This is a genomic window from Pseudomonas sp. Irchel s3f10 (assembly GCF_900187515.1).
Lineage (GTDB): Bacteria > Pseudomonadota > Gammaproteobacteria > Pseudomonadales > Pseudomonadaceae > Aquipseudomonas > Aquipseudomonas tensinigenes.
The window spans coordinates 23,875-37,794 of record NZ_FYDZ01000005.1; the positions used below are offsets into that span (position 1 = coordinate 23,875).

At 60.1% G+C, this 13,920-nt stretch carries 11 protein-coding genes; 5 read left to right on the forward strand and 6 right to left on the reverse strand.

The features are described 5' to 3' along the window. Positions 1 to 48: 48 nt before the first annotated feature. Positions 49 to 468, reverse strand: a complete 420-nt coding sequence (locus CKW17_RS13110) for a VOC family protein (protein WP_095120133.1) — start codon at positions 466 to 468, stop codon at positions 49 to 51. A gap of 223 nt (positions 469 to 691) precedes the next feature. Here CKW17_RS13110 and CKW17_RS13115 point away from each other — a divergent pair, with 223 nt between their 5' ends. Next, on the forward strand, positions 692 to 2,503 hold the full coding sequence (locus CKW17_RS13115; RefSeq protein ID WP_095120134.1) for an ABC transporter ATP-binding protein: 1,812 nt from the start codon (positions 692 to 694) through the stop codon (positions 2,501 to 2,503). On the opposite strand, the gene CKW17_RS13120 is transcribed toward CKW17_RS13115, so the two are convergent. The 3 genes from CKW17_RS13120 to CKW17_RS13130 form a co-directional block, all read right to left on the reverse strand. Continuing rightward, positions 2,500 to 3,444: an alpha/beta hydrolase gene (locus CKW17_RS13120; RefSeq protein WP_095120135.1), complete on the reverse strand. Its 945-nt coding sequence runs from the start codon at positions 3,442 to 3,444 to the stop codon at positions 2,500 to 2,502. The genes CKW17_RS13115 and CKW17_RS13120 overlap by 4 nt on opposite strands. A 112-nt stretch (positions 3,445 to 3,556) precedes the next feature. Continuing rightward, on the reverse strand, positions 3,557 to 4,555 hold the full coding sequence (locus CKW17_RS13125; protein WP_095120136.1) for an NAD(P)H-quinone oxidoreductase: 999 nt from the start codon (positions 4,553 to 4,555) through the stop codon (positions 3,557 to 3,559). A gap of 61 nt (positions 4,556 to 4,616) precedes the next feature. Then, positions 4,617 to 5,816 carry a YbfB/YjiJ family MFS transporter gene (locus CKW17_RS13130; RefSeq protein ID WP_095120137.1) on the reverse strand — a complete coding sequence of 400 codons (1,200 nt, stop codon included), beginning with the start codon at positions 5,814 to 5,816 and terminating at the stop codon, positions 4,617 to 4,619. 111 nt (positions 5,817 to 5,927) lie between these two features. Here CKW17_RS13130 and CKW17_RS13135 point away from each other — a divergent pair, with 111 nt between their 5' ends. Next, positions 5,928 to 6,803, forward strand: a complete 876-nt coding sequence (locus CKW17_RS13135; protein ID WP_095120138.1) for a LysR family transcriptional regulator — start codon at positions 5,928 to 5,930, stop codon at positions 6,801 to 6,803. 249 nt (positions 6,804 to 7,052) lie between these two features. Next, a complete protein-coding gene (locus CKW17_RS13140; protein WP_095120139.1) occupies positions 7,053 to 7,469 on the forward strand; it encodes a hypothetical protein in 417 nt (138 codons plus the stop codon). Between the two features lie 49 nt (positions 7,470 to 7,518). On the opposite strand, the gene CKW17_RS13145 is transcribed toward CKW17_RS13140, so the two are convergent. Further along, entirely contained in the window at positions 7,519 to 8,241 is a 723-nt protein-coding gene (locus CKW17_RS13145) for a pirin family protein (RefSeq protein WP_095120140.1), read from the reverse strand. Positions 8,242 to 8,456: 215 nt separating this feature from the next. Here CKW17_RS13145 and CKW17_RS13150 point away from each other — a divergent pair, with 215 nt between their 5' ends. Both CKW17_RS13150 and CKW17_RS13155 read left to right on the forward strand, forming a co-directional pair. Continuing rightward, positions 8,457 to 9,407, forward strand: coding sequence for a GlxA family transcriptional regulator (locus CKW17_RS13150; RefSeq protein ID WP_095120141.1), 951 nt, complete (start codon positions 8,457 to 8,459; stop codon positions 9,405 to 9,407). A 90-nt stretch (positions 9,408 to 9,497) separates the two neighbouring features. Further along, the gene (locus CKW17_RS13155; RefSeq protein ID WP_095120142.1) at positions 9,498 to 10,955 is read left to right on the forward strand and encodes a winged helix-turn-helix domain-containing protein; all 1,458 of its coding nucleotides are present in this window, start codon (positions 9,498 to 9,500) and stop codon (positions 10,953 to 10,955) included. Here the strand turns inward: CKW17_RS13155 and CKW17_RS13160 are convergent. Then, positions 10,932 to 13,823, reverse strand: coding sequence for a winged helix-turn-helix domain-containing protein (locus CKW17_RS13160; RefSeq protein WP_095120143.1), 2,892 nt, complete (start codon positions 13,821 to 13,823; stop codon positions 10,932 to 10,934). The genes CKW17_RS13155 and CKW17_RS13160 overlap by 24 nt on opposite strands. Positions 13,824 to 13,920: the final 97 nt, after the last annotated feature.

The window sequence follows — 13,920 nt, forward strand, 5'->3', positions numbered from 1 at the left end:
AGAAAGCCCAATCTTTTCAGGTTGGGCTTTTTCATGCCTGAGGAAATGTCAGGGTTGCTTTTCGCTCTCGCAATTGACCATCCACGACACGCCAAAACGATCGACCAGCATGCCGAAGCGCACCGCCCAGAAGGTCGCTTCCAGCGGCATATCGATGCGCCCGTCCTTGGCCAGAGCGTTAAACACCTGCTCAGCTTCAGCAATGCTGTCGACGTTCAGCGAGATCGAGCAGCCGCTCATGCCCTGAGTCGGGCGGTCGGGCGTGGTGTCCGAGGCCATGATCATCTGATCACCCACTTTCAGACAGGTGTGGATGATCAGAGAGTGATGCTCTTTGGGCACATGCTCGGCGGCGGGCGTCTCGCCGAACGTCATCATCGCCTCAAGCTTCCCTTGCAAGGCTTGCTCGTAAAAGGTGAACGCCTCGCGGCAGTCACCATTGAAGATCAGGTACGGGTCGATTCTCATGTCTCTGCTCCCGGCAGTCAGGCGCGGAGCGTGGCGGGGGTTCGCCGGGTTCCGCGTAGGGCGGTTAAAACATAGCAGAGCGTTGGACGTCGGAAAGGCCTGAGTCTTCCAGATGTTTTTGTTCTGAAAAGCGCGTCGACGATAACGCGCTCGTCGTGTGAAATTCAGTCGTAGCGCTGGAGTACCATAACGCACCGCCATCACCTGCAGAGACCAACGCCCCATGCCTGATCTATCACGCTTCACGTCCTTGTTCGATCAGGCGCAGCGCGCCTTGCGTTTGGTTTGGGGGACATCGCGTGGCTTGTTTCTGGGGCTGGTGCTGGCAACGCTGGTGGCCGGTTTGCTGCCGGCACTGGCGGCGTGGTTGGGGCAGCGGATTGTCGATGCCGTGGTCGCAGCGATGCAGTTGCACGCGCAACACGGCAGTGCGCCGCTGTGGCCCGTGTTGCGTTATGTGTTGTTGGAGGCCGGCGTATTGGCGCTATTGTCCGGCACACAACGGGCACTCTCGGTGCAGCAGTCGCTGTTGCGGGTGCAACTGGGGCAGAAGGTCAATACGCTGATCCTGGAAAAAGCACAGACCCTGTCACTGGTGCAGTTCGAGAATTCCGAGTTCTACGACAAACTGGTGCGCGTGCGTCGCGAGGCTTCGACGCGGCCACTGGCGCTGGTCATGAAGTCGTTGGGCTTGATTCAGAACCTGATCATGCTGATCAGTTTTGGTGTGCTGCTGGTGCATTTCTCCCCTTGGGCGCTGGTGCTGCTGGTGGTCGGTGCGTTGCCGGTGTTCTTTGCCGAGGCGCACTTTTCCGGTGATGCCTTTCGGCTGTTCACCCGCCGCGCGCCGGAGAGTCGGCAGCAGAATTACATCGAAACCTTGCTGTCCCACGAGACCTATATCAAAGAGGTCAAGCTGTTTGGCTTTGCACCACTGCTGCTGCAACGCTACCGCGACACGTTCGCCCGGTTGTATGCCGAAGACCGGCGCCTGACGTTGCGGCGCGATGGCTGGGGTTTCGGCCTCGGCCTGCTCGGTACTGCGGCTTTTTACGTGGCCTATGCCTGGGTGGTGATCGATGCGGTGCATGGCCAGATCAGCCTCGGCCAGATGACCATGTATCTGGTGTTGTTCAAGCAAGGCCAAAGCGCTGTCAGCAGCAGTCTGAGTGCGATCAGCGGCCTGTACGAAGACGGCCTCTATCTGACCAGTCTTTATGAATACCTGGCCGAGCCGGTACAGTTGGATACCGGCCACCTGACCGTTGGCGTGTGCCCGGGCGATGGTTTGCGATTCGAAAACGTCGGCTTCCGTTATCCCGGTGCCAGTCGGCCAGCACTGGAAAACATTGATCTGCAACTGGTGCCAGGCAAGAGCGTGGCGCTGGTCGGCGAGAACGGTTCGGGCAAGACCACGCTGATCAAGTTACTGACCCGGCTCTATCGTCCTGATCAAGGGCGCATCCTGCTCGATGGCAGTGATTTGCAGGATTGGCAGGAGACCGCGTTACGTCGACGTATTGGCGTGATTTTTCAGGACTACATTCGCTACCAGTTCAGCGTCGGCGAAAACATCGGCGTCGGCGATACCTTGGCGTTCAACGACGCGCAACGGTGGAAAGAGGCGGCTGCCCAAGGGATGGCGGCACCCTTTATCGAAGGACTGGACAAGGGCTATGCCACGCAATTGGGACGCTGGTTTGCCGGGGGCCAGGAATTGTCTGGCGGGCAGTGGCAGAAAATTGCCTTGTCCCGCGCTTACATGCGCCGTGAGGCCGACATTCTGATCCTCGATGAGCCGACTTCGGCGCTCGACCCGGCAGCTGAAGCGGCGGTGTTCGAGCATTTCAGCCAGCACAGCGAGGGTCGCATGACGTTGCTTATTTCCCACCGTTTTTCCAGCGTGCGCAATGCCGACCACATCATCGTGCTGCAACAAGGCCGGATTCTCGAACAGGGCGGCCACGATCAACTGATCACCGCGGCCGGGCACTACGCGCAATTGTTCGATTTACAGGCTCGCGGCTATCGCTAGGTGTCCCGCCCGCTGCGCACGGTTGCCGGCCCGGCCACCCGAGGTGCGGGCTTGCTTTGCATCAGGCTGTCGAGCGCCTTGCGGTAATTCTGCCCGCCGAGCGCCATGCTGTTGTTGTGCGTCGCGCCCGGCACTAACAACAGTCGCTTGGGTTGTTGCGCGGCGTTGAACAATTGCTCACTGAAACGTGGCGGCACGAAAGCGTCGGCCAGACCGTGCACCACCAGCAGAGGCATGTGAATGTCGGCAATCTTGTCGATCGAATCGAATTTCTGCGACAGCAGCCAGCGCACTGGTAGTGAAGTATTGGCCACGGAGGCGGCGACATCGGCCAGCGTGGTGAAAGTGGACTCGATCACCAGTCCGCGCACCGGTAACGCGGAATGATCGCGGGCGGCGGTTTGCCCGAGTTCTGCGGCCAGATCGATGGCCACAGCGCCACCGAGGGAGTGCCCATAGATCAGACGTTTGGCCGGATCCGGTTGCAGCAGTTTAAAGCGCTCCCACGCCACCCGCGCGTCCTCGTAAACACTGCTTTCCGACGGCAGATCACCGTGACTCTTGCCGAAGCCGCGATAGTCGATGGCCAACACTGAATAACCCGCCGCGCGCAATTGTTCGATGCGGAACAGTTGCCCGGTGAGATTCCAGCGTACGCCGTGCAAATAAAGAATGGCCGGCGCATTGGCCTTTTCCGCCGGCCACCACCAGGCATGAATGTTCTGCCCGGCCTTGAAACTCTTCGGTTGCAGGTCGAGTTCCTGCACGCTACCGGGCAAGCCGTGATACCAGCCGGCGGTGCCCGGTTCGATGCGAAACAGCAGTTTACGTTCGGTGTGTTCGAGTACGGCACAACTGGTCGGCACGCCGATAATCAGCGCGGCCATAAAGGCGAACGCCAAACGGCGGCGGCGCAGACGCGTCATGAAGGACAGGAACATTAAACGTTTCACCAAAGCGCAGACAAAGAAGGCTTTTTACCAGATGCCTCGGTCTGCGCGTGAGTTTTTCGACCACCGCCCCGGCGCAACGATTACCAAATGCTGCAAAGACTCACACGACCTGCAGAACGATCTTGCCGATATGGTCGCCAGCCTCCATGTGCGCGTGAGCCTGAGCCGCATCGTTGAGCGAATAAACCTTGTCGATCATCGGCAGGCAGCGCCCGGCAGCCAGCGCCGGCCACACGTGCTCGCGCAATTGAGCGGCGATCTCGGCTTTTTCTGCTGCGCTGCGGGCGCGCAAGAGGGAGCCGGTGATCACCGCGCGTTTGGCCATCATTGCCAGCAGATCAAAGTCGTTGGCCCGGGCGCCGCCGAGGAAACCGAGCATGACCAGACGGCCATCCATCGCGAGGGCGCTGACGTTATCGTTGAGGTACGAGCCGCCCATGATGTCGAGGATCACATTGACGCCCTGGCCTGCGGTTTTATCGGCGATGACTTGGGAAAAATCTTCCTCTCGATAGTTGATCGGCATGCCGCCAAGCTTGCTGATCGCTGCGCATTTGTCCGGGCTGCCGGCGGTGGCGAACGCTTCTATAGCGAATTCGCGGCAGAGCATCAGTGCGGTAGTGCCGATGCCGCTGGTGCCACCGTGAATCAGCGCGCGTTGACCACGGCTGGCGCCGCCAAGGCCGAACAGGTTGGCCCATACGGTAAAGAACGTTTCCGGGATCGCAGCGGCGTGCACCCAGTCCAGGCCTTGTGGAATCGGCAGGGTCTGGCCTGCCGGGACTGCGCAGTACTCGGCATAACCGCCGCCATTGGTCAGCGCGCAGACTTTGTCGCCCACGGCAAATTGACTGACACCCGCCCCGAGTGCCACGACTTCACCGGCGACCTCCAGCCCGGGAATCGGGTTCATGCCGGGTTTCATCGGGTATTTGCCGGCACGCTGCAGGGCGTCCGGCCGGTTGATTCCGGCGGCGTGTACGCGGATCAACACTTCGCCTTCTGCGACGGTTGGAAGTGGCACACGTTTCGGTTGCAAGACCTCGGGCCCACCGGGTTCGCTGATTTCGATTCGGGTCATTTCATTGGGCAGGGACATATCGATTCCTGTTGGCATAAGTTCTGTAAATGGGAGCGTGCTGCGCAAGCAATGATTCCCTTCAATTTGCGCAGCAGCGCGGCTCAACCGGGGCGGGCAGCCATTTCATGGCTTGCTCCAGCAGCAGCGCCACGACGATCGCGCCAGCGGCAATGATGAACAACAATGCGTGATGACCGCCGCTGGCATTGAACAGCGCCGAATAGGCAAACCCGGCCAGCGCCTGAAACGTGGCGAATGACACCGTGGCACGGCTCCAGGCGATTTGCTGGCGATGGTGCTCCGGCACCAATTCATGCACCCGAGCCAGCGCCAGCGGCACAATGCCCGGCGGAAATGAACCGAGAATCACCGCCAGCAACGCCAACGCCAGAAAAGACTGAGTCAGCGCCAGCAGCCCAAGGGCAATCGCTTGCACCACCAGCACCAGACGAATGCCGGATCGCGCGCCAAGCTGATCGGCGAGAAAGCCATAACTCACCGGACCGACAATCGCGCCCAAGCCATACATCACCCACACTAACGCGCCGACATGCGCTCCGGCACCGAGTCCACGCGCCACGTAATCCACCAGAAATACCATCGCCGGTACCAGGCCGGCAGCCATAAAGGCGTATTGGGCGAACAGCAAGTACACCCCGCGCGGTGTCGGTTCTGCGGGCACCGTTTCTTGTGCAACGACCGGGTGCAGGAAATCAGACGGCCAGGCAAACCAGCTCAGCGCCGTCAGCAACAAGGCCAAAGCCCCCAGGCCCAGCCATGTCGCTTGCAAGCCGAGGCTCAACAGCGGCGGCACCAGTGTCCCGGAACCGGCAATGCCAAGACCGATACCGAGAAAGATCGCGCCACTGGCCAGCCCTTTACGCGCCGCCGGGATATGCGGCAGTACCGTTGCGGCGACCAGCACCATGATCGCGCCGCCGGCGATCCCGGACAGCAGCCGCCAGCCGAAGAACCAGCTCACCGATAACGGAAACGCGCAGGCAAAAAATGCCGCCGTGACCACCAGCATCATCAACCGCAAGGCATTTTTATTGCCGAGCTGGCGCGCCGCCGGCCGGCCGAGCAGCGCACCGATCAGATAGCCGACCAGATTGGCCGCACCGAGGTAGACCACATCATTGGCGCGGAACCACTGCGCTTCAATCAGCGAAGGAATCAACGGCGTGTAAGCGAAACGCGCCAGTCCGATGCTGACCAGGCTGGCGCAGAGGCCGGCGAAGATCGGCAGCCAGATACCGGTGGAGGTTGAAGTGCGCATGGAAGCGATCTCGAGGAAGGTTTATGGCGTTCAGCATATCGGCTATCGTTGCTGCGTTAATGCAGCGAATTGGCGGCACGATGATGCGAATTTGCATCGCTGGGAGACAGCATGAATTGGGATGATGCACGGGTATTTCTGGCCGTTTGCCGCGAGTCGACGCTGCGCGGCGCAGCACTGGTTTTGGGGGTGGATCAGGCGACCGTCGGGCGGCGCATCACGGCACTGGAAAAGTCCCTGAGCGCGACGTTGTTCCTGCGTACCTCTGACGGGTACGCGTTGACGGCGGTCGGCGAAGCAGCGCTTAAAAGCGTTGAGAAAATGGAGCATTCGGCGCTGGAGCTGGAGCGGCAGATTCAAGGCCTGGACGATCGCCTGACCGGCACGGTACGCGTCAGTACTACGGATTCGCTGGCGATCGACTTTCTGATCCCGGCCATTGCCCGCTTGCACGAGCAGCACCCGGACGTGCGCGTGCAACTGGACGCGTCCACACAGATTCTCAGCCTGGCCAAGCGTGAGGCGGATATCGCCGTGCGCAACACCCGGCCGGACAACCCTGACCTGATCGCCCGGCGCATTGCCCGATGGCCGGTGGGGCTGTTTGCTTCCCAAGCGTATATAGACGCCAATGGCGTGCCGCAGCCGGGCACGGCATTTGAAGGGCATGATCTGGTGGTTTATCAACCGTATCTGCAAGGCAAAAAGGACCTGACCCTGGTATCGGAACCGCTCAGCCGCGGCCGGATCGTCGCCAGCCTCAGTTCCAGTTTGCTCGTGCGCCGGTCAATTGCTGCCGGTTTGGGTGTAGGAGAAATCCCGGTTTACATGGGCGAGCGCGATGCCTTGATCAGGCTCTGGCCGGAGCGCACTACGCCGCTCCCGTATGAGGTATGGCTGGTAACCCATGCGGACCTGCGCCATACCGCGCGGGTGAGGGCGGTGATTGAGCAGATTGTCGACGTGTTCGCGTCGGAGAATGAGTAGGTAGATGCTGTTTTGGCAGGGCTACAACCTCTGACGAAACGGCCTACACCAGAGGCAGAATCTCCCGGCTTGTGAGCCTGTTGAATGGGGCCTATTGTTTCGGCATGTCGGTGAGGGGCGCAGGGCTCGCACTGATGTTGATACCAGGGAAGGTATTGGTAAACCCAGGAAGGTGCCGAATTGAGAACCACGGAATTCAGTCAAAATCCAATCAGTGACCTATCGAGTAAAGGTCGGAATACTCAAACCATGAACGCTATAAGCCGTGAAGAGTTCAATGCCAGGATCGAGACCATTGAGACGAGGATGGATGCTCGGTTCGAGGGTGTGTCGGCAAAAATCGATGCTTACCTGTTGACTCAGGCTGAGCGAGACAAGGCTCAAATGGAGAGGGACAAACGATACGATTTGATGTGGGACGGCGTACAACAAATCGCCGAGGACTCAAAAGAAGCCATCAAACATGCCTCGACAGTGAAGGCGCATTACTGGGCGACGACAGCCGTCCATTTCCTCGGAATGATCACCGTCGTCGTGGGGGCGCACTTTGCCAATCAGGCAGCGGTGTTAACCACCTTGCAGACGACACTCGCTGCGATCCAGATAGGCAAAGATATAAGTGCACCAAAGCCAGCTTCGTCGCAAGCACCCGAATCAGCACAATAGAAAACGGCCTTCAAAGAAGGCCGTTTTTCGTGAGCATTGAAACACCGCGTCATGGCATCTCTGGCAATTCCTGCGGCCGCAGGTCGAACACCAGCACTTCGGCATCGACACCGTTGCTCAAGGTCAGCAACTGTTCCTCGCGTACCCGCACGCCGTCACCTTCGCGCAATGCCTGGCCATTGAGTTCAATACTGCCGCGCGCCACATGCACATAGGCATAGCGGTTGGCCGCCAGTTCCAGCGTGGCGCTTTCCTTGCCGTCGAACAGCCCGGCGAAGACCCGTGCATCCTGACGCACCTTGAGCGAACCGTGCTTGCCGTCCGGCGAAATGATCAACTGCAGGCGACCGCGTTTTTTCTCGGCGCTGAAATGCTCTTGTTGATAGCGCGGTTTGGCACCGGCAACCTCCGGCACAATCCAGATCTGCAGGAAGTGCACCGGTTTGCTCGCCGAGTGGTTGAACTCGCTGTGCGCCACGCCGCTGCCGGCGCTCATCAATTGCACATCACCCGGGCGGATGACTGAACCGGTGCCCAGCGTGTCCTTGTGTTCCAGTGCGCCTTCCAGCACGTAGGAAAAAATCTCCATGTCGCGGTGCGGGTGCTGGCCGAAACCTTTACCGGCGGCAACACGGTCATCGTTGATCACCAGCAGGTCGGAAAAACCCTGTTCGCGAGGGTCGCGATAGCTGGCGAAGGAAAAGGTGTGAAAGGACTTCAACCAGCCATGATTGGCGAGGCCACGATCGGAGGCTTTGCGAAGGGTCAGCATGATGAAATCTCCTTGCAGGACGTGAATTCGTCCGAGTGAGGAGAAGGTTACTGTTTACTGGATTGCGCAATAAGTAGATGAAAATTGAAAGACTGTCCCTTTCAGGTTGACAGTTTTGCGATAGCCGTCACACAAAACTTTTGCGCTCAAACGGCTACAGTTGGCCATAATGTCTGGCCTGTCTCATGTTTCTTTGATTGAAGTGATGTCTGCCCATGAAAACCGTGGCAATGGTGCTGTTCCCCGACTTTCTCCTGCTCGACATGGCCGGGCCATTGGAGGTTTTTTCGGTTGCCAATCGCTACCTGAAAGCCGATGCGCATTATCAATTGATCACGCTTGGCATCGAGCGTGGCCCACTTCGGGCGTCCAATGGTGTGTTGGTGCATGCCGACCAAACTATCGACGACAACACCGAACATTATGACCTGCTGTTGGTACCGGGCGGCCCGGGTGCCTACAACCAACAATTTCCGTCGTTGTTCGCCTGGCTCAAAGGTGCTGTTCAGCGCGTCGACTATTACGGTTCGATCTGCACTGGCGCGTTTGTATTGGGTCATGCCGGTTTGCTTGACGGTTACCGTGTAACCACGCACTGGAACTACACCGAACGCCTGATCAAGGGGTTCCCGAAAGCCCATGTCGCGACCGATCAGATCTTTGTCGAAGATCGCAATCTGATTACCTCGGGTGGCGTCACTGCCGGCATCGATATGGCGCTGGCCGTGGTCGCCCGTGATCACGGCAAGAAACTCGCCCAGGATGTAGCCAAAGTCCTGCTGGTGGTGATGAAACGACAGGGCGGGCAGGCGCAGTTCAGTCCACTGATGGCTGCCGTGGCACCACAGGACACGCCGATCACTCGCGCACAGAGTTACGTGCTGGAACACCTCGACGAAGCGTTCACAGTCGAGCGCATGGCCGCTATTGCCAATATGAGCGCGCGGCATTTCGCGCGGGTGTTCACCCGTGAGATCAATATGACACCGATGGAATTTCTGCAGAATGCGCGCATTGATTGCGCGCGGAATCTGCTGGAAACCAGTGATCTGCCGCTTAAAACCGTGGCTTATAAAAGTGGTTTCGGCAGTGTGCGGCACATGCGTTCGCTGTTCGCTGAAAAGCTCGGCCTGACCCCCGTGCAATACCGCGAACAGTTCAGTTAGAGCGCTTGTGTCCGTCTGGCGCACCCGGATGTCCGTGCGGCGCCCCGTGTAGCGGTTGTCGCGTCAGCTGAGGCTGCCAAGATAGTTGGCATGGATAGCCTCAACGATTTGAACATGGCATCGGTGCTGTATTTCGGCCCCTACGCCTTCCACTTGCGCCAACGGCTGATACTCGATGGAGATCGGCCGTTGCGCATGGGCGGTCGTGCGCTGGACATTCTGCAAGTGCTGGTCGAACGTGCAGGTCGAGTGGTGCGAAAGGAGCAACTAATCGCCCTGGTGTGGCCGACGTCGGTGGTCGAAGAGATCAACCTGCGGGTGCACATCGCGGCGCTCCGTCGGGCCTTGGGGGATGGCGAAAACGGTCAGCGTTACATCGTTAACGTGCCGCAATGCGGTTACAGCTTTGTTGCCCCGGTCCGTTGTGACAGTGCCGCGCAAGTACTCTTCGAGGGCCTGCAAACGCCCCGGCATAATTTGTCTGCGCGACTGACCCCAGTCGCCGGGCGTGACTCGCTGGTCGGCGGGCTGGTTCGACAAATGCCGTTGTGTCGACTGATGAGCGTCACGGGCGCGGCTGGTGTGGGTAAATCCACCGTGGCGCTGCGGGTCGCGGAACTGCTGTTGCAGTACTACAGAGACGGCGTATGGCAGATCGATCTGAGCTTGATCGATGACGCTACACCGCTGCTCGATCATGTGCTGCGCACCTTGGAAAGCGACTTGACCGGACTGTCGACTCGCCATGCATTGCTGATACTGGATAACGCTGACCATCGGCGCGATGCCTGCAGAGCAGCGGTAGAAACGTTGCTTGACGCGGCGCCTCGGCTGTCGATTCTCGCCACCAGCCGCGAAGCCTTGCAGGTCAGTCTGGAAACCGTTCAGTGCGTACCACCGCTGGCGATCCCGAAACGCTCGGCAGGTGATTGCATCACTGAAGCCATGGGGCATTCGTCGGTGCAGTTGTTCGTCAGCCGTGCCCGGGCTCGACAGCATGATTTCCGCTTGCGCGAGCAGGATGTCAAAGCCGTGCTTGAGATCTGTCGCCAGCTCGACGGTTTGCCCTTGGCGATCGAACTGGCCGCGGCGCAGATCGATGCATTGGCGTTGGTGGGCTTGCAGGCGCAAATGGCCAATGGTCTGCAAGTGCTCAGCCACGGTCGGCGCACCGCTGTGCTACGCCACCAATCGATGCAGGCGGCCCTCGACTGGAGCTATCAACGCTTGAGCGAGCAAGAGCAACGCGCGCTGCAGCGTTTATCGGTGTTCAAAATGGCGTTTACCCTGGAGGCGGCGCTGGCGGTGATCAGTTGTCCGCAACTGGCGTCATCGCCGCTTGCCGCGCTCATTGACGGCCTGGCGCGCAAGTCATTGCTGGTGGTGGAGCGGGGTGGCAGTGCAGGCCGGTACCGAATGCTCAATACCACCCGCTGTTATGCCCGCGAACAGCTTGAGCGCAGCGGGGAAGGGATTGAGCTTGAACGCCGACATGCGCGTTACATCAACCGAATTCGCCAGGCCTCATGCGTGCACGTGCTCGCTTAATTCGTCGATCAGCAAGCGCACCTTGCGCAAGTCCGGGGTCGCATAGCCCTCGGTGAAGCGTTGGTAGATCGGGTTGAGCAAATCCAGCGCCTCGCGGCAGCGCGATTGGCGTTGCCAGAGTTGCGCGAGTGACGTGGCACTGCGCAGTTCCCAGGCGAGCGCGCCTTGGGTGCGGGCGATGGCCAGGGATTGTTGCAGGAGTGCTTCGGCTTCCTGAATGGCCCCTTCGCGAGCAGGCTCGCTCCCACAGAGATTTTGGGTGTACTCAGACCCCATGTGGGAGCGAGCCTGCTCGCGAAGAGGCCCGTCCAGACAATCCAGATCGTCATTCAATAACGCATCAGCCCGAGCCCGCAAGATTTCCGCCGTGCTCCACCCCGCATCCCCACTCAACGCCCGCACAAGCAGCGCGTCATCCACAAAGCGGCCATCCAGCGTGACCATGATTTCCCGAATCAGTCCTCCGCTGCTGTCCGTCGGCACCGGCGCCTTGGCTTGCGCGTCAATCACCTGCGCGTAGTGCCGCGCCCACGTATTGAACAGCAGCACCGAATGTTTCTGCGATTGCTCCAGCAACAGTTGCAACAATGCCCGGGCGTTCTGCTGATCACCGTTGTAATGGGCGATCAGGCAACTGGCTAGCGCCAGGGTGTAGCAAATCGAGGTGCCATGGTCGATCTGCACCGCAATATCCAAAGCCAGACGCGCCGTATGCCACGCTTGCTCCGGCAATCCCTGCAGCCATAGCACCCGCGCCAACACCGTCAGCGACGCGACACTCTGGTCGTACTGCACGCCAAAACCGTGAGTGAAGCGGTTGACATGGCCGCTGTGCGCCATGCGCTGCAGCACCTGTTCGGCATGAATGCGTGCCTGCGGCTGGTCGCCGGCATAGTGCAGGGCCAATACGCGCAAGCGGTGGGTACTCAGTGACAACAGCGGGTCGCCGTGCAGACCGAGGCGGTCGAAGTGCTCACTCTGTGCCAGCGCCATGCGGTAGTGGCCGCAGCTGAGGTTGACCGCCATGTGTCCGGACACCGCGCGCAATTGCCCGGCGACATCGTCATGTTGATGCGCCAACTGGCGAGCCTCGGCGAACGCTTCGATGGTTTCCGGGGTGCCGCCCCAGGTGTGATAGCAGGCACTGCCGAGGGCCAGTTTCAGGGAGATTTTCAGACGCGGGCAGGGTTCGCCCAGTTCATCAAGCAGGCTCAGCGCCCGCCGTACATAGCTGCCGTATTCCTTAAGCAGCGACAACTCTTGCCACAAGGGCGCCGACGCCGCTGCCAGGCGAATTCCCAAGCTGCCCGGGCCGACACCGTTCAGGCTCCAGTCCAGCGCCGCGCGCAAATCTTCCAAGCCTCGGGCGTAGCGCTCGATCCACAACGCCGTTGGCGTGTTGTCCCAATCGTTTTGCGCTTGCTGCATCAGCGCCAGGCAACGTTCGGCATGGCGTTCGCGGGTTTCTTCGCACTCGGCAGCGTGATCGAGTTTTTCCAGGGCATAACGGCGGGTCGTGTCGAGCAGGCGATAGAACACCTCTTCATCACCGACCTCGACGCTGAGCAGGGATTTGGCCACCAGTTGGCTGATCGACACAAACACCATGCTGGGGTCGATTTGTTGGCCAACGATCACCGCCGCCGCTGACTCCAGGGTAAATCCTCCGCGAAACACGCCCAGACGGCGCAGACAGGTTTGCTCGCAACGGTCGAGCAGATTGAAACTCCAGTCCAGCGTGGCGCGCAGGGTGAGATGGCGCTCAAAACTGTTTTGATTACCCGCTGCCAGCGGTGGCAAACGGCCCTGCAGTTGGCTCAGCAAACCTCCCAGGCCCAGTTCGGCGACCTGCGCAGCCGCCAGCTCCAGCGCCAGGGGAATGCCGTCGAGGCGGTGGCAGATCTCGATCACTTGCGGCAACTGCGCGTCGTTCAGTTCAAAGCTTTCCTGCGCGGCCGTGACCCGTTCGATGAACAGCTGCAGCGCCGAGAAACTCAGCGCTTGCTCGCGATTCAATATCGCTGGCATCGACGGGTATTCGAGGGAATCCAGACGCTGCACAAATTCGCCTTCGGCCCGCAGGCTCTCGCGGCTGGTGGCGAGGATATGCACCTGCGGTGCCCCGCGCAGAATGCTTTCGCTGAGCGCCGCGACGGCATCGATCAGGTGTTCGCAGTTGTCGAGCAGCAACAACATTTGTCGCTGTTGCAGACCATTGACCAGCGCCGTCAGTGGATCGCCTTCGATTAACGCCAGATCGAGCAGGGTGGCCAGGTGCGAGCAAATCAGCCGAGGATCCTTGAGCGGTGCCAGGTCCAGCAGCCGAATACCGTCGCGGTAATGGCCGATCAACTGTTCAGCCACGCGCAAGGCCACCGTGGTTTTACCGATCCCGCCGGGGCCGACCAGGGTGATGCAGCGTTGGCGCGGCAGCTGCGTCATCAAGCTGTCGACCAGCGGCTGGCGGCCGATCATGCGCGTGCGCCGCAAGGGCAAATTGTGCCGACCGCCAGCATCGCCCACAGGACGCTCCTCCATGGATTCCAGTAAAACCGGTGCGACAAAACTGTAACCGCGTTGCGCCACGGTGATGATGTAACGCTGCCCGGCCTGACCATCACCGAGAGCCTTGCGTAACGCCGCCATGTGTACACGCAAGTTGATGTCTTCGACGACACTGTCCGGCCAGACCCCGGCCATCAATTGCTGTTTGCTCACTACTTCGCCGGCGTGGGCCAGCAGAATCAGGAGGATGTCCATCGCCCGTCGACCGAGTCGCAACGGCTGTTCGCCTTCGAGCACCCGCCGTTGTCCGGGATGAATCCGATAGGGGCCAAAACCGAGGGCCTGATTCGGGGAAAGACTCAACAGCTCACTCCTGCGGTGCTGCGGCGGACAGAGCGGAGTAGTGCCAGGCGTTAGCGCAGGCCTTCTAATCCGGGGTGTTCCGGCATAATCCTCAGGT